The sequence below is a fragment of the Amycolatopsis alba DSM 44262 genome (assembly GCF_000384215.1).
Lineage (GTDB): Bacteria > Actinomycetota > Actinomycetes > Mycobacteriales > Pseudonocardiaceae > Amycolatopsis > Amycolatopsis alba.
Genome location: NZ_KB913032.1, coordinates 7,165,853 through 7,182,520, shown reverse-complemented (window position 1 = coordinate 7,182,520; position 16,668 = coordinate 7,165,853). Strand labels below are relative to the sequence as shown.

Annotated in this window: 6 protein-coding genes; 4 read left to right on the top strand and 2 right to left on the bottom strand. The window is 69.9% G+C overall.

Annotated elements, in window-relative coordinates:
• The first annotated feature begins 40 nt into the window (after positions 1 to 40).
• The 3 genes from AMYAL_RS0133780 to AMYAL_RS0133770 are packed head-to-tail and all read left to right on the top strand — an operon-like array spanning position 41 to position 7,311.
• A complete protein-coding gene (locus AMYAL_RS0133780; protein WP_020635720.1) occupies positions 41 to 4,894 on the top strand; it encodes a non-ribosomal peptide synthetase in 4,854 nt (1,617 codons plus the stop codon).
• A gap of 21 nt (positions 4,895 to 4,915) precedes the next feature.
• Entirely contained in the window at positions 4,916 to 6,061 is a 1,146-nt protein-coding gene (locus AMYAL_RS46700) for an acyl-CoA dehydrogenase family protein (RefSeq protein WP_020635719.1), read from the top strand.
• Between the two features lie 56 nt (positions 6,062 to 6,117).
• Positions 6,118 to 7,311: an MFS transporter gene (locus AMYAL_RS0133770; protein ID WP_020635718.1), complete on the top strand. Its 1,194-nt coding sequence runs from the start codon at positions 6,118 to 6,120 to the stop codon at positions 7,309 to 7,311.
• Between the two features lie 64 nt (positions 7,312 to 7,375).
• Here AMYAL_RS0133770 and AMYAL_RS46695 read toward each other — a convergent pair whose 3' ends face one another.
• Positions 7,376 to 9,016 carry a DUF885 family protein gene (locus AMYAL_RS46695; RefSeq protein WP_020635717.1) on the bottom strand — a complete coding sequence of 547 codons (1,641 nt, stop codon included), beginning with the start codon at positions 9,014 to 9,016 and terminating at the stop codon, positions 7,376 to 7,378.
• Between the two features lie 242 nt (positions 9,017 to 9,258).
• Between AMYAL_RS46695 and AMYAL_RS46690 the strand changes: the two genes are divergently transcribed.
• Positions 9,259 to 15,783, top strand: coding sequence for a non-ribosomal peptide synthetase (locus AMYAL_RS46690; RefSeq protein ID WP_020635716.1), 6,525 nt, complete (start codon positions 9,259 to 9,261; stop codon positions 15,781 to 15,783).
• Here the strand turns inward: AMYAL_RS46690 and AMYAL_RS0133755 are convergent.
• Entirely contained in the window at positions 15,780 to 16,535 is a 756-nt protein-coding gene (locus tag AMYAL_RS0133755) for a thioesterase II family protein (protein ID WP_020635715.1), read from the bottom strand. The two genes, AMYAL_RS46690 and AMYAL_RS0133755, sit on opposite strands and share 4 nt — an antisense overlap.
• Positions 16,536 to 16,668 lie beyond the last annotated feature (133 nt).

Below are 16,668 nucleotides of genomic sequence, written 5' to 3'. Positions count from 1 at the left end.
ACCCGAATTCAGGCAGGCTCCGGTAGGCAAGGGGGAATCGATGTCCGAGCGTGGTGACTTCGCCGGTGCGCCGTCCGGGACGGACCCGCGAATCGATCTCGTCCGGTCGATCTTCGCGGAGGTGCTCGGCGAACCGTGGGTGGCCGCGGACGACGACTTCTTCGAGCTCGGCGGCCAGTCGATGCTGGCGTCCCGTCTGCTGACCCAGTTGCAGGCGGCTTTCGGCGCGCAGATCACCCCGCGGGAGTTCTTCACCGCGCCGACGCCCGCCGGGGTGGCGAGCAGGCTCGACACGTACCGGGCGAGCCGCCCGCCCATCGAGCGGAAGGACCGCACCGCACGGGTCCCGTTGTCGTTCGCGCAGCAGCGCCAGTGGTTCCTCAACCAGGTCGCCGGTGGCGGGGCCGGGTACAACACCCCGCTCGCCTTGTCGCTGTCGGGTGAGCTGGACGTCGAGGCGGTCCGCCTGGCGGTGCGCGATGTGATCGCCCGGCACGAGCCGCTCCGGACGATCTTCCCGGCGGAGGCGGGAACGCCGAGGCAGGAGGTCCTCGAGGTCCCGGACGCGGCCGCGGCGGTGGTGGTGATCGACGTCGAGCCGGACAAGGCGCAAGAGACGGTCCGGCGGTACGCGTCCGAAGGTTTCGACCTGACCGTGGACGCGCCCCTGCGGACCTACCTGTTCGTCCTCGGTCCCGATGAGCATGTGCTTTTGCTGGCGTTGCATCACATCGCGGTCGACGGCTGGTCGTTCGAACCGCTGCGGCGCGACCTGTCCACCGCCTATCAGGCGAGACTGGCCGGCAGCGCGCCACACTGGCCGGAACTGCCGGTGCAGTACGCGGATTACGCGCTGTGGCAACGGGAACTGAGCGACCGCGACGAGGATTCCCTGCTGGCCGCACAGCTGGACTATTGGCGGACGGCGCTCAAGGGCGCACCGGCGCAGCTCACCCTGCCGACCGACCGCTCCCGCCCGGCCGTCGCCGGCTACGACGGCGGCCGGGTGCGCGTCCATCTCGGCGCCGAACTGCACCACCGGCTCACCGCCCTCGCCAGGGAGCACCAGGCCACGCTGTTCATGGTCATCCAGGCGGGTCTCTGCGCCCTTCTGACCAGGTTGGGCGCGGGCACCGACGTGCCGATCGGCGCGCCCATCGCCGGCCGCACCGACGCGGCGCTGGACGACCTCGTCGGGTTCTTCGTCAACACGCTCGTCCTGCGCACTGGCACGGCGGGCGACCCGGACTTCCACGAGCTGATCGAGCGGGTCCGGACGACCGACCTCGCCGCGTTCGACGCCGCCGACGTGCCGTTCGAGCACGTCGTCGAAGCGGTCAACCCGGTTCGTTCCCTCGGCGTGCACCCGCTCTTCCAGGTGCTGTTCCTGGTGGACGCGAACGTCGAGCCCGCGCTGGACGCGCCGGGCCTCAGGTCCCGCTTCGAGGCGGTCGACATCGGGACGTCCCGGTTCGAACTGTCGTTCAACTTCAAGGAACAGCTGTCCGCCGACGGTGAGCCGGGCGGGGTGGACGGCCTGGTCGAGTACGCCACCGACGTGTACGACCACGGCACGGTCGAGGCCATGGCCGAGCAGCTGTGCCTTGTGCTGGACCAGGCCGCCGCCGATCCAGGGCGGCCGATGTCGCGGTACGAACTGCTGTCCGCGCCCGGCAGGCGACGGGTGCTGACCGAATGGAACGACTCCGCCCGTGCCTTGCCCGCCACCGACCTCGCCACGTTGCTGGAGGACCAAGCCGAGCGGACACCGCGGGCGGTCGCCGTCGTCACGGACACGGACAGCGTCACCTACGCCGAACTGCACGCCAGGGCCGATCAAGTGGCCAGGGAACTGGTGGGGCGGGGTGCCGGGCCCGAGCGGGTCGTCGCGGTGGTGCTGGAGAGCTCCGTGGAACTGCTGGTCGCGATGCTGGCCACGGTCAAGGCGGGCGCGGCCTATCTCCCGGTGAGCCCGGACTTTCCCGACGACCGGGTCGGGTTCATGCTCGCCGACGCCGCGCCCGCTGTCGTGGTGACGAGCGTCGAGCACGCATACCGGGTACCCGGTGCCCTGGTCCTCGACGACCCCGAGGACGTGGCGCGGATCGACCGGCAGCCCGCGACGAAACTGACGGGTGACCAGCGGCGTGACGGGGGAGCGGCCGCCTACGTGATCTACACCTCCGGCTCGACAGGGGTGCCCAAGGGGGTCGTGATGCCCGCGGCCGGGCTGCTCAACACGGTGTGCTGGCAGGCGGACGGCGGTTCGGGGGACACGGGCGGGGTCACCGCCCAGCTGGCGAGCGTCGGATTCGACATGTCGTTGCAGGAGATGCTCGCGACGCTCGCCCGCGGTGGCACGCTGGCGATCCCGGAGCCGGACGTCCGCACCGATCCGGCGCGGCTGGTGCACTGGATCGACCGGCACCGGGTGAGCATGATCATGGTGCCGGCGTTGCTGCTCGACGGGATCTGCTCGGCCGCCGCCGCCGAGGGCACCGAGCTGCCGACGCTGACCGACATCGTGCAGGCGGGCTCGGCGCTGACACTGGGCGATGAGCTTCGTTCCCTGCTGGCCGCTCGGCCGGGCCGACGGCTGATCAACCAGTACGGGCCGACGGAGACGCATTGCGCGCTCTCGTTCCCCGTGCCTGCCGAGGTCGTCGCGAGCGGCCGGACCACGACGATCCCGCTCGGCCGCCCGGTGTGGAATCACCGGGTCTACGTGCTGGACGAGGCAGCGCGCCCGGTCCCGCCCGGTGTGCTCGGCGAGGTGTACATCGCGGGCGCGGGGGTGGCCCGTGGCTATCTCGCCAAGCCCGGCCTCACCGCGACGCGGTTCCTTCCGGATCCGTTCGGCGCATCCGGCGAGCGGATGTACCGGACCGGCGATCTGGCCAGGTGGAACGGCGACGGCACGGTGACGTTCGCAGGCCGGGCCGACCACCAGGTGAAGATCCGGGGCTACCGGGTGGAGCCAGGGGAGATCGAAACGACCCTGCACGAGCACCCAGGGGTGGCACAGGCAGCGGTGACCGCGATCGAGGCGGCGCCGGGAGACCTCCGGCTCGTGGCGTACGTGGTGGGCGCGGGCGCTGTCCGGCTCGACGTCGCCGAACTGCGCCGCCATGTGTCCGGAACCCTGCCCTCCTTCATGGTCCCGGCCTCGTTCGTCGTACTGGACCGGTTGCCGGAGAACGCCAACGGGAAAGTGGACCTCGCCGCGCTGCCCGCTCCACAGTGGACGGTGACCGGCCGGGCGCCGCGCACCCCGCAGGAAGAACTGCTGTGCCGGCTGGTCGCCGAGGTGCTGGGGCTCGCCGAAGTCGGGGTGGACGACGGGTTCTTCGATCTCGGCGGCCACTCACTGCTGGCCAGCAAGCTGGCGGGCCGGGTGCGTTCGGTGTTCGGCGTGGACCTGCCGGTGCGGGTGATCTTCGACCGGCAGACCGTCGCGGGCATCGCCAAGGCCATCGACGGTCCGGCGTCCGGCAGGCCGCCGGTCAGGGTGATGAGCCGTCCGGCCAGGGTGCCGTTGTCCTTCGCGCAGCAACGGTTGTGGTTCGTCGAGCAGCTGGCGGAACGGGTGGACGACGGTTCGGCCTACCACCTGCCGTCGGTGTTCTCGCTGACCGGCGAGGTGGATGCGGGCGCGGTGCAGGCGGCGATCGGTGACGTGATCGCCAGGCACGAAAGCCTGCGGACCGTGTTCCCGCTGTCCGGTGACGAGCCGTATCAGCGCGTTCTCGACCCCGAACCGTTCCGTCTGACCACAGTGGACTGTCCGGAGCCCGGTGTGCCCGACGCGGTGGCGGCCGAGGTCGACCGCCCGTTCGACCTCGAGCACGAGCCGCCGTTGCGCGCCAAGCTCTTCCGGCTCGCCCCGGACCGGCACGTGCTGCTGATCTGCCTGCACCACATCGCCACCGACGGCTGGTCGATGCGGCCGCTGTTGCGGGATCTGTCCACCGCGTACGCCGCCAGGCTGGCGGGCGGCGCCCCGGACTGGGCACCGTTGCCTGTCCAGTACGCGGACTACACGCTGTGGCAGCGGGAAAGTCTCCACACCGACGGGACAGGTGTCACGGAGCAGCTGAGGTACTGGACCGGACAGCTGGCAGGCCTGCCCGAACAACTGGAGCTCCCGGTGGATCGGCCCCGGCCGTCGGTACGCGACCGGCGTGGCCGGACCCTCTATTTCGAGCTCGACGCCGATCTGCACGACGGCCTCACCCGGCTCGCCGGAACCGGGGGTGCCAGCTTGTTCATGACGTTGCAGGTGATGCTGGCCGGTCTGCTCACCCGGCTCGGTGCGGGCACGGACATCCCGATCGGCGCGGCGATCGCGGGCCGCAACGACGACGCGTTCAGCGACCTCGTCGGCTTCTTCGTGAACAACCTGGTGCTCCGCACCGACACCAGCGGAAACCCGACTTTCACCGAACTGCTGGCGAGGGTGCGGGAAACCGACCTGGCCGCCTACGCCAACCAGGACGTGCCGTTCGAGCGGCTGGTCGAGGTGCTCAATCCGGCGCGATCGCTGAGCCACAACCCGCTGTTCCAGGTGTCACTGGTCCTGCAGAACGCGGGCGAGGCCACGCTGGAACTCCCTGGCGTGGAGGTGACCGAGCACCAGGCCGGGCTGCGCAACGCCAAGTTCGACCTGCTGTTCGCGTTCACCGAGCGACGTGACGCCGCCGGCCGTCCGCAGGGCATCGACGCGCTGGTCGAGTACGCCACCGATATCTTCGACGAGGAGACGGTCACGTCCCTGACCCAGCGGCTGGTCCAGGTGGTGCGTGCCGCGGTCGCCGATCCCGGTTCGCGCCTGGGCGCCGTCGACGTACTGCTCCCCGGTGAGCGCGAGAAACTGCTCGCCATGTGGTCGGGCTGACGAGAAAGGCGGTGACGGCAGATGAACCTCCACGATCGATTCACGCCCGGCCCGGAGTTCGGTGAGACACTCCGCGCCGGTGCCCGCCGGGCACACGAGACAGGGGAGGTCGACGCGGCGAGCCTCGAAGCGCTGCGCCGATCGGGGCTGCTGGGCATGATGGTCCACGAAGACCATGGTGGCTGGGGCTACGACGCGGCCGCCGCGAACGCCGCGATCGAGACCGTCGCCGCGGACAACCCGTCGATCGCCATCATGTTGTATCTCCACTGCGCGGTGGCGGTGCGGATCGAGCAGTACGGCACCGAGACCCAGAAGAAACACTGGCTTCCGCGCATCGCGCGACGCGGCGAGCTGGTGGCGTCCGCGTGGAGCGAGCCCGGCTCGACAGCGGACAAGCGCTCGCTGTCCACGACCGCCCAGCGTGACACCGCCGGAGGGTGGGAGATCAAGGGCGGCAAGACCTTCTCCACCAGCGCCACCGTCGCCGACTTCTTCATCGTGCTCGTCCAGCTTCCCCCCACCACCGGGACAGCTCACGCCACCGGGCCCACCTACGGCGGGAGCGACCAGGCACTGTTCCTCGTCGAAGCGGCCACCCCCGGCGTCGAGGTGCCCCCGGACGCACTCGACATGGCAGGCATGCGCGGCTCCGGGACGGGAATGGTGCAGTTCCGGGACGTGACCGTCGGGGAGGACAACCTGCTCTGCTCCGGCAGCGCCACCCCCGAAGCGATCCAGCTGCCCCACCGGCTGGGGCTCACCCTCGGCGCGGTCAGCGTGGGGCTGGCCCAGGCGGCGCACGAAACCGCGCTCGCGCACGCCCGCGACCGCGATCTCTTCGACGAGCCACGGTTCCAGCGTCAGCTCGCCTCGACGGAGATCGCCGTCAGATCGGCCCGCGCCGCCGTCCGCGACCTCACCACCGGTCCGGCACAGGACAGGGTGCTGCGTGCCTACTGCGTCAAGGTCTTCGCCTCGACGACCGGTGAGACCGTCTGTGGCACGGTCCGAGGTCTCCTCGGCAGCGCCGGCTACCTCCACGCACACGAGATCAACCGGATCTCCCAGGACGCTGAAGCCGTCACCCATATGGGGCCGCCGACGCATTTGTGCCTCGACCTGATCGCGGGACGGTTGGCCCCCGCGACCGGACCCGATCGGTAGCCTTCGACCCCGGACCGCGACGCGTACATCCATGCCAGGCCTGCCAGGAGGAAGCTATGTCCGTCGAGGACGATGTGGCGAGGCCGCTGCGGGCGAATCCGACCTGGTGGCGGTGGCTGGCCGCGGCGTCGCTCGCCAGGCTGCCCCAGACGATGCTGCCGGTCGCGCTGGTCCTCACCGCACACGACGTGACGGGGTCGTTCGCCGGAGCCGGTCTGCTGAGCGGCGCAAGCGCGCTGACGTACGCGGTGTGCGCGCCGTGGCGGGGCAGGCAAATGGATCGGGCCACGTTGCCCCGTGCGCTGGGCTGGTCGCTGCTGGGGTCGACGGCGGGACTGGTCGCCACGGCGATCGCGGCCGCCGCGGGTGCGCCTTTGGTGGTGCTGCTGGCCTTGGTGGTCGTGGCGGCGGGCAGCGGTGCCGGGGTGAGCGGGGCGTACCGGGCGCTGTTGCCGCAGGTCCTGCACGACGGCCATCTCAAGCAGGCGTACGCGATCGACGCGGTCGCGCTGCAGTCCGCCTGGATCGGCGGTCCGGCGCTGGCGGCCGTGGTGGCCGCTCTGGTCGGGCCGCAGGCGTGTATCGGCACGGTGGCCGCTGTCGTGGCATCGGGTGCGCTGCTCAGCTGGACGTTGCCGGGCAGGCCACCCGGAAACGGCCCCCGGCAGTCGTCGTCGGCGCGAACGCTGCTGGCGCGGCTTTGGGTGCCACTGCTGCTCAACGTGGGCATCGGCGTCAACCTCGGCGCGCTCGACGTCGCCCTTCCCGCGTTGCTGGCGGACCACGGTCAGGCCACCACGAACGGCGGCTTGGTGCTCGCGGGTATCTTCGCCACGAGCGCGCTCAGCGGTTCCGTCTATGCGGCCTTGCCCGCCACGAACCTGCTGCGCAGAACCCCCAGTCTCACCGTGGCCTGGACGCTGATCTCCGTGTACGGCTTCATCACCGCGATCGCCGCCGTGACACCTTCGCTGGTGCTCGCCATCAGCTGCCTGCTGATCGCCGGACTGGCCTTCGCGCCGGGTGACACCGCGGCCATGTTGCTGGTCCCCGAGAAGGTCCCCCCGGATCGGCTGGCGGAGGCGTTCGGGTACTTCTCCGCCTTCGGCTACCTGGGGACCGCCGCCGCCAGCCCGGTGGCGGGATTGCTCGTGACCCGGTTCGGCGCTGACGCGGGTCTGGTCCTGGCGGGCCTGGCGCCACTGCTCACCGCCGTGATAGTGCCGATCACCCGGCCACGGAAGAACTAAAGGTGGTGTCCCGAGCGCCACGTTCGAGACGATGAGCGTCCCAGGCGTGGCGCTCGGGACACACTCACCGATCGCCGGCGGGAGCCAGCAGGTCCGCCTGGTCGAGGTGATCGCGCAGACCGAGGAGTTCCCAGCGTTGCAAAGCGAGAGGCACGTTGCCTTCGCGCCACAGCCGGTCGTGGAACGCCTTCAGGTCGAAGGCGTCGCCCTGACGCCGGGCGCAGGCCGCCAGCAGGTCGAGGATCTGCAGTTTGCCGACCTGGTAACTCAGCCCCTGGCCGGGGTTGCCCGCGAAGAAAGTGGCCTCCTGCCACGCGGTCGCCCGGTCCATGGGGACCGATTCCGCGAGCACGTCGGCAGCTTCCCGCAGGGACAACTCGCCGAGCGCCAGCGCGACGTCGATCTCCACGCGCAATGCACGGAGCCGCATCGCGTTGACGACGAACGCGGCGCCCGCCGGTTCGCCGTCGAAGGCTCCCAGGTTCAGCAGCAGTTCTTCGTGGTAGAGCGCGATTCCCTCGTTCGGCGCGGAGTCGTAGTAGGGACGGCGCGCCGGATTGCCGTGCTGCCAGGACATCGCGAGCTGCTGCGCGTGGACGCCTTCGTGCGCGAGCCCGGTGAGCGGGGTGCGGATCTCGGCGAGGTCGAAGTAAGGCAGGTCCGGGTCCGGGTTCCGGACGTAGCGGATCGCGTCATCGTCCACACGGGACGGTGACGCCGGGTCGTGCGGCACACCCAGCCAGGTCAGCGGTTCGAGATACGCGGGGAGTGGTGCCATCCGGTATCTCCGCGGACCTGCGGGCAGGCTCAGCACATCGTGGTCGAGGTAGAACCGCCGCAAGTCACGTTCGGCGTCGCGTTGCCGGGCGATCAACTCGTCGATGCCGGGCAGATTTCCGTGGGCCGTCGTGTGATCGTCGCGGCGTGGAAGCGTCTCGGCCCACACCGCCCGATTCCGTTCCTGACGGGCCATCGTCCGCAGCTGTTCCGCCGGGAACGGCAGCAGCGCCACGCGGTGCAGGAAGAACGCGAACGCGTCCGCGCCGACAGCGACTTCGTCGGTGTCGAACGGAGCTTGCCCGGCAAGCCAATCCCGGTAGCCGGCGACAGACCGTGCGGCGCTTTCGGCCGCGGCGGGCAAGCGGTGGTCGGGCGCCGACACCGCCAGTGCCGCCATCGCCGTCCGCAGCTGTTCGTCGGCCCGGTGGAGCGCGGTGAGCGTTCGCCGGGCGAACGGCCCGACGATCGTCCCGTCGAGGTTCTCGCGTGCTTGTTCCAGAACAACGGGAACGTTGCGCAGCTGACGAACGACGGCGTCGGCCCGCTGGGTGCCGAACGGTGGCGGCTCCAGCAGAAGGTTGTAGACACAGACCAGGCTTTGGTCGACGTAGAACGACGGATCACGTTGCCAGGAACGCGAAAGATCCAGCTCCCACCGGACCCGCGCCAGCGCCGATCCGAGCAGCCGCCGGTCCACCTGGCCGCTGATGTCCACATCGGACAGCTCGATCCGGCGGTACCGGTCGGCGAACCCTTCGTGGGCCTCGCGCCGGGCACGGATCGCCGAAGCCGACCAGTCGGCGACCCAGTCCGGAGGCCGCTCCACCCTGGTGATGTCGTCGTAGGAATCCGGCTGGGTCCTGGTGCGCCAGGCCCAGAACTCCGCCGCCAGCCCCGGCAGCGCCGCGCTTGGTGCGCCGTCCATTTCCGCCCTCCGTCGTGCCGGGAAACCGCGAGAGCGGACTGAAGATCGACGCTAGCCGTTCGCTCGCGAGGTGGCAAGAAACGGTAGCGCGGAGGCCGTGTGCGCCGAGTGGCCTACCCAACCGAGTAGTTCTCCTGTCACCCGGCCGGTCCCTAGAGTCGAGGTGGTTTCCGTGCCGGCGCCGAGAAGAAGGAGCCCTCTTTGACTCGCCTGCTGTCGCACCCCGTGGTGGAGGACCGGCGGTGACCGCGACCCTGGTGGACCTTTTCGAAGACCGGGTGCGGCAACGGCCGGACGCGGTCGCGCTGGTGTGCGGCGAGATCTCGGTGTCGTATCGCGAACTCGACGACCGGTCGACCAGGCTGGCCGGGCTGCTGGCCGAGCACGGTGCCCGCCCCGGCACGTTCGTCGGCGTGCGGCTGCCGAGGTCCGCGGACCTGCCGATGGTGCTGCTCGCGGTGCTGAAGTCCGGAGCGGCTTATCTGCCGTTGGATCCGTCCTTTCCGGGGGAGCGCGTGGCGTGGATGCTGCGGGACGCGGATCCGGTCGTGGTCGTCAGCACTTCGGATGTGCTCGGCCCTGACGCGCCAGGACAGGTGTACACGCTGCCGAACGGTGTGGAGCTGTTCCACCAGAACAAGGCCGAGACCGACTTCCTTTTCGAGGAGATCTTCACCAAGCTCGAGTACCTGCGAAACGGGATCACCGTGCGTGACGGCGACGTGCTTTTCGACGTCGGCGCGAACATCGGCATGTACACGCTGTTCGCCGGCCTGCGCTGGCCCGACGCCACCATCTACTCCTTCGAACCGATCCCGGCGGTGTACGAGTCGTTGCGCCGCAACGTCGAGCTGCACGGCCTCAACGCCAAGGCCCTCCCGTACGGCCTGGCCGGACAGTCAGGCGAGGCGGACTTCACCTTCTACCCGCATGACACGGTCATCTCCTCCTGCGTCGCCACCGACGAGGCGGCGCACGAGATGGTCCGCTCCTACCTGCGTCACCAATTCGACGAGCTCGCCCAGGATGACGACGACGAGGCCGTCAGCGACGAGGCCGTCGATGAACTGGTCGACGCGCGGCTGTCCAGCGAGCGGTTCACCTGCCGGCTGCGCACCCTTTCGGAGGTCGTGCGCGAGTACGGTGTCGAGCGGATCGACCTGCTGAAGATCGACGTGGAGAGCGCCGAATACGAGGTGCTCAAAGGCATCGACGCCGAGCATTGGCCACTCATCCGGCAGCTCGTGATCGAGGTGCACGGCGTCGACGGACGGCTCGACCAGGTGCTGACCCTGCTGCGGGGGCACGGGTACGAGGTGACCTGCGCCCAGCACAACCGGCTGCTGGACGACACCGCGCTCTGCAACGTCTACGCCATCCGCACGGACGCCGCGCCACCCGGCGAGGAGCCTGCCGCGCCGGAGGAGAGCACGTCTCGACGGCCGCGGGCCCGGATCCTGCTGGACGACCCGGCGGTCGAGGCCCGGCTGTCCGACGGCACGGGCCCGGTTCTTTCGACCGCGCCCCAGGCGGATGACGCGGCGTACCTGATCTACACCTCCGGGTCCACCGGACGGCCGAAAGGTGTGGTCGTCCCGCACCGCAACGTCGTCGCGCTGCTCGCCGCGGCCGACGAGTCGTACGACTTCGGCCCGGAGGACACCTGGACGCTGTTCCATTCGTACGCCTTCGACTTCTCGGTCTGGGAACTGTGGGGCGCCTTGGCGTACGGCGGCAAGCTCGTCGTGGTTCCGGCCGGGATCGCCCAGTCCCCGCCGGATCTCCTGCGCCTGCTCGCCGACCGGCAGGTCACCGTGCTCAACCAGATCCCGTCGGCGTTCTACGAACTGATGCGTGCCGACGCCGAGGACCCGTCCACCTCGGGCAGGCTCGCCTTGCGCTACGTGATCTTCGGCGGTGAGGCGCTCGACCTGGCGAAGCTGGACGAGTGGTACGGACGGCACGGCCACGGTCCCCGGCTGGTCAACATGTACGGCATCACCGAGACCACGGTGCACGTCACGTACGCGGCGCTGGAGCACGGCTTGCCCGCCGCGGTCGGCCTGATCGGCCGTCCGCTGCCCGGTTACCGGTGCTATGTGCTGGACGACGGGCTGGGGCTGGTACCACCGGGGGTGCTGGGCGAGCTGTACGTGAGCGGCGTGGGCCTGGCCTGGGGATATTGGGGTCGCGGTGGCTTGACGGCATCCCGGTTCGTGGCGGATCCGTTCGGCGACGCGGGCGGGCGGATGTACCGCACCGGTGACCTGGTGCGGTGGGGAAGCGGCGGACTGGAGTATCTGGGGCGGACCGACGACCAGGTGAAGATCCGCGGCTTCCGGATCGAACTGGGCGAGGTCGAATCGGTGCTGGCGCGATGCCCCGGCGTGGCCGACGCGGTGGTCGTCGTCGGTACCGACGCGCGTGGCGAGCGATGCCTGGTCGGGCACGTCACCCACGACACCTCGGAAACCTCGGTGGATCCGGCGCGGCTGGGCGTGACGGCGCGGGAGTTCGTCACCGGGTTTCTCCCCGGCTACATGGTGCCGGCGGTCGTCATGGTGTCGGCGCGATTCCCGGTGGCACCCAGCGGAAAGGTCGATCGGCGGGCACTCCCGGCGCCGGTTTTCGGCTCGGCGTCGCGCGCCGCCAGGACCCCGCTGGAAAGCACGTTGTGCGGACTGTTCGGCGAGGTGCTCGGTGTCGAAGACGTCGGCGCCGACGACAGCTTCTTCGACCTGGGCGGGCATTCACTCATCGTGACGCGGCTGGTCAGCCGTGTCCGTTCGGTGCTCGGGGTGGAACTCGGCATGCGGGCGCCGTTCGACGCGCCCACCCCCGCGCTGCTGGCCGTCCTCGTGTCGCAGGCGCGGGAACGCAGGCTCGTCCTGCGGCCGATGCCCCGGCCCGGACACGTGCCGTTGTCCCCGGCGCAGGCGAGGCTGTGGTTCCTGCACCGGCTCGAAGGACCGTCGGCGACGTACAACATCTCGATGACCCTGCGGATCAAGGGAGATTTGGACGAGGCCGCGCTGCGCGCCGCGCTGGGTGACGTGATCGCCCGGCACGAGAGCCTGCGCACGGTGTTCCCGGACACCGACGGCGTGCCACGCCAGCACGTGCTTTCCGTCGACGCCGCCCGGCCGGTCTTCGAGTCGGTCCAGGTGAACGGACAGGACCTGGGCACCGTGCTGGAGTCCCTGGCTCGTAGCACCTTCGATCTCGCTCGCGAACTGCCGATCCGCGCTTGGCTGGTCGAGCGCTCGGCCGACGAGCACGTGTTCGTCGTGCTGCTGCACCACATCGCCGGTGACGGCTGGTCTTTGTCGCCGCTCACCAAGGACCTCAGCACGGCGTACAACGCCCGCCGCGCGGGAAAAGATCCCGAGTGGACGGCACTCCCGGTGCACTACGTGGACTACACGTTGTGGCAGAAGGAGTTGCTCGGCGACGCCGCGGATCCCACGAGCGTCCACGGCACGCAGCTGGAGTACTGGCGGCGGACGCTGTCGGGGTTGCCCGAGCGGATCACGCTGCCCGCCGACCGGCCGCATCCGGCGATCGGCACCCACCGGGGCGACATCCACGAGTTCACCTGGGACGCGGAGCTCCACGCCGCGCTGACCACGCTCGCCGCTCGGTACGGTGCCAGCCTTTTCATGGTGGTGCACGCGGGTCTGGTCGCGCTGCTGTCGAAGCTCGGCGCGGGCGGCGACATCCCGATCGGGACGCCGGTCGCCGGCCGGACCGACGAGGCGCTGGACGATCTGGTCGGGTTCTTCGTCAACACGCTGGTCCTGCGGACCGATTGTTCGGGTGTCACGACGTTCCGGCAGCTGCTCGAACGGGTACGAAGCGTCGACCTGGATGCCTACGCACATCAGGACCTCCCGTTCGACCAGGTCGTCGAGATGCTCAACCCGGCTCGATCCCGTGCGCACCAGTCCCTCTTCCAGGTGCTGCTGGGAATGCAGAACCTGCCGCGGGACGGGATCGCGATGGACGGGCTGAGCGTGACCGACGGGTACGTCCCGACCGGGACGTCGAAGTTCGACCTCTTCCTGCAGTTCACCGAAGGCGAAGCGAAGCTGGACGGCACGATCGAGTTCAACACCGACATCTTCGACCTCGGCACCGCCGTGTCGATCGTGACCCGGCTGCGCCGCCTGCTGACGGCGGTGGCCGCCGAGCCTGAGCACCGCCTCGACGACATCGAGCTGCTGACCGCGGCCGAGCGCAGGCAAGTCCTCGTCGACTGGAACGACACGTCTCGCGACATCCCGTTCGCCGCACTGCCCGATCTCTTCGACGAACAGGTGGCGCGCGCACCGGACGCGGTCGCCGCCGTCTACGAGGACGCACAGCTGACCTACGGCGAACTGGCCGAGCGCGCCAACCGGCTGGCCCGGTTGCTCATCCGCCACGGCGTCGGTCCGGAACGGACGGTCGGCGTGATGATCGGGCGATCGCTGGACGTCGTGGTCGGGCTGATGGCGATCCTCAAGGCGGGCGGCGCGTACCTGCCGATCGACCCGGACTACCCGGCGGAGCGCATCGAGTTCATGCTGGGTGACGCGAGTCCGGCGTTGCTGCTGACCACCGGGTCGATCGCGAAGTCGTTGCCGGACAACGATTATCCGTGCGTCACCATCGACGACGTCGACCTGGAAGCCTATCCGGGCCATCCGGTGCGGGACGACGAGCGGACTGCCGCTCTGAACCGGCTGACTCCCGCATACGTCATCTACACCTCCGGCTCCACGGGGCGGCCGAAGGGGGTGGTGATGACACCGGACGTCATGGTGAACATGTTCGAGTGGCACAACACCGTGCTCGGCAAGGGGCCCGGCATCCGCACCGCCCAGTTCGCGTCGGCGAGCTTCGACGTGTCACTGCAGGAGATGCTGTCGGTGCTCACTTCCGGCCGCACGCTGGTGATCGTGCCTGCCGACGTCCGGACCGACCCGCTCCGGCTGGTGCGGTGGCTCGAAAAGCACCAGGTGAACGAGTTGTTCGCGCCGAACCTGCTGATCGACGCGCTCGGCAGCGCGGCCGAAGAGCTGGACGCGGATCTCCCGGACCTGCGGGACATCGTCCAGGCGGGGGAGGCGCTGACGGTGAGCCGTCAGGTCAGAAGGTTCTGCGGGCGGGTGCCGGAGCGCCGGGTGCACAACAACTACGGCTCGACCGAGGCCCAGGTCGTCACCGCGTACACCCTGGACGGTGATCCCGGCGGCTGGCCCTCTCCGGTGCCGATCGGCCGGTTGCTGGACAACCTTCGTGCCTACGTTCTCGACGGCGCGCTCCGCCCGGTGCCGGTCGGCATCGCCGGTGACCTGTACACCGCGGGCGCGGGGCTGCCGAGGGGATACGGCAACCGTCCAGGGCTGACAGCCGAACGGTTCGTGCCGGATCCCCATGGCGGGCCGGGCGCGCGGATGTACCGCACCGGTGACCTCGCCCGCTGGCATCCGGACGGTCATCTCGAGTTCGCCGGCCGATCGGACGACCAGGTGAAGATCCGCGGGTTCCGGGTCGAGCCGGGTGAGGCGGAAGCGGCGCTCGCCCGCTGTCCGGGAGTCGCGCGGGCGGTGGTCGTCGTCCGGCCGGACAGCCGGGGCGAGCCGTGCCTGGTGGGGTACGTGACACCGGAACCGGGGGCCGCCGCAGACCTGGACGTCCTCGCGCGTGACCATGTCGCGGAGCGGCTGCCCGCGTTCCTGGTACCGGTCGTGGTGCTGGTGCTGGACGCGTTGCCGTTGCTGCCCAACGGAAAGCTGAATCGCCGGGGGCTGCCGGAACCCGTGTTCGCCGGGGCCGCGGACAGTCCTCGCTCGCCGAGGGAAGCGGTGCTGTGCCGGCTGTTCGCCGACGTGCTCGGTATCGGCGAAGTCGGCCCGGACGACGGTTTCTTCGACCTGGGCGGGCATTCGCTGCTGGCGACCGGCCTGATCAGCCGGGTTAAGGCCGTGCTCGGGGTGGAACTGGGTGTCGGGGCGGTGTTCGAAGCGCCCACGCCCGCCGCGCTCGCCCGGCTGATGGCGGGAGACGCCACGGGCGGTGCCTTCGACGTACTGCTCGAGTTGCGCGGACACGGCAGCCTGCCGCCGGTGTTCTGTGTCCATCCGTCGAGCGGGATGAGCTGGTCGTACGCGGGACTGCTCCACCACCTCGATCCGGAGATCCCGCTTTATGGACTGCAGTCGGCGATCTTCGGCGACGACGGTGCCGTGCCGGACACCGTCGAGGAGATCGCCGCGGACTATCTGCGCCGCATCCGGGAGGTACAACCGAGCGGACCGTACCGGTTGCTGGGCTGGTCGTTCGGCGGGCTGGTCGCGCACGCGCTCGCGGTGAGACTCGAACAAGAGGGCGAAAAGGTGGCGCTGCTGGCGATCCTCGACGTACCGCCCGTGGTGGACCGGACCGGCGACCCCCTCCCGGACGACAGCGCCGACGACGTGCTCGCCGACGAGATCGGCCAGGCTGGCTTGCCTGCCGAAACCATGGAGCGAATCGACGCCAGTATCCGGCACAGCGTCCGGCTGCAAGGCGAGTTCACTCCCGTGCGGTTCGGCGGTGACCTGCTGCTGTGCACGGCCGGACCGAGCGGATTGGCCGACGAATGGCGGCCTTACGTCGGTGGCCGCATCACGACCCACCGGATCGACACCACACACCACCGGATGATGCGCACGTCCGCCTTGAGCAGGCTCGGCCCGGTCCTGGCGGCCGCGCTCGGCTGGTCGTCAGAGGGCACGGCCTAAGCGACGTCCGGTTCGACGTCGAGGAAGGCAGCTTCCAGACGGCGGATCCTGGCCCAGAACTCGGCCTCCCGGCCGGATTCGAGCACACCGAGATACGCGCCGGGGACGACGCGGCCGACGAACGGACCGGAAGTCCACACCCGCCAGCCGCCCGTGGCGTCGTCGCCCGAATCGGACGCCGGATCGTCGGTGCCGCGCATCGCCGCGAGCGGGCACGAAAGCCGTGTCCTGACGGGCCCGCGGTAGGCGTTCAGCAGCTGAAGGTCGCCGAGCAGCAGGTCCAGAGCGTGCTCCCAGCTTTCGGGCGAGTCGCGGTAGCCCGCGACCGGGGTGAGCCCGGTGCGGCCGAACACCCGTCCCATGGCCGACGCGCCCGCCTTGGCGTTCTTGTCCGGCGAGCGCCGCTGCGGGGCGCACGCGTCCACGACGATCAACGCGCCAGGGGCGATGCCCATCCGTTGAGCCGCTTCCAACGCGACGAAGGCGCCCATGCCGAAGCCGATTACCACGATGCGGGAAAACCAGTCTTTCGGCGTCGCATCGGCCAAGAGCGCGCCGAGTTCTTCGACAGAGGAAGCCGGTGGTTCCGCGAGCCGTTCCCCATGCCCTGGGTACTCGACTCCCCAGACGTTCGCACCGGCCGCGACGGCCAGTGATCCGAACGTCCGGAGCGTGCCGCCGGCGGGCGGAAGCAGCAGGTAGCCGCGCTCGCCACCGTCCGATGTGGACAGTGTGGTGAGCGTGGTCGTCATGATCCGAAAGATACGCGACGTTAACCCGAACGGGGTAACGATTCGGAGTCGACCAAGATCAAGTCACCCGGCAGGGGGAGGCTCCGACGAAAGGCTGCCCGGTCGTGTCGTATCTGGCGTTCCCCGTTCGACG

Bases quoted from the DNA above. Each gene is read 5' to 3' on its own strand.
- AMYAL_RS0133780 (WP_020635720.1), top strand. From the start codon at position 41: ATGTCCGAGCGTGGTGACTTCGCCGGTGCGCCGTCCGGGACGGACCCG.
- AMYAL_RS46700 (WP_020635719.1), top strand. From the start codon at position 4,916: ATGAACCTCCACGATCGATTCACGCCCGGCCCGGAGTTCGGTGAGACA.
- AMYAL_RS0133770 (WP_020635718.1), top strand. From the start codon at position 6,118: ATGTCCGTCGAGGACGATGTGGCGAGGCCGCTGCGGGCGAATCCGACC.
- AMYAL_RS46695 (WP_020635717.1), bottom strand. From the start codon at position 9,016: ATGGACGGCGCACCAAGCGCGGCGCTGCCGGGGCTGGCGGCGGAGTTC.
- AMYAL_RS0133755 (WP_020635715.1), bottom strand. From the start codon at position 16,535: ATGACGACCACGCTCACCACACTGTCCACATCGGACGGTGGCGAGCGC.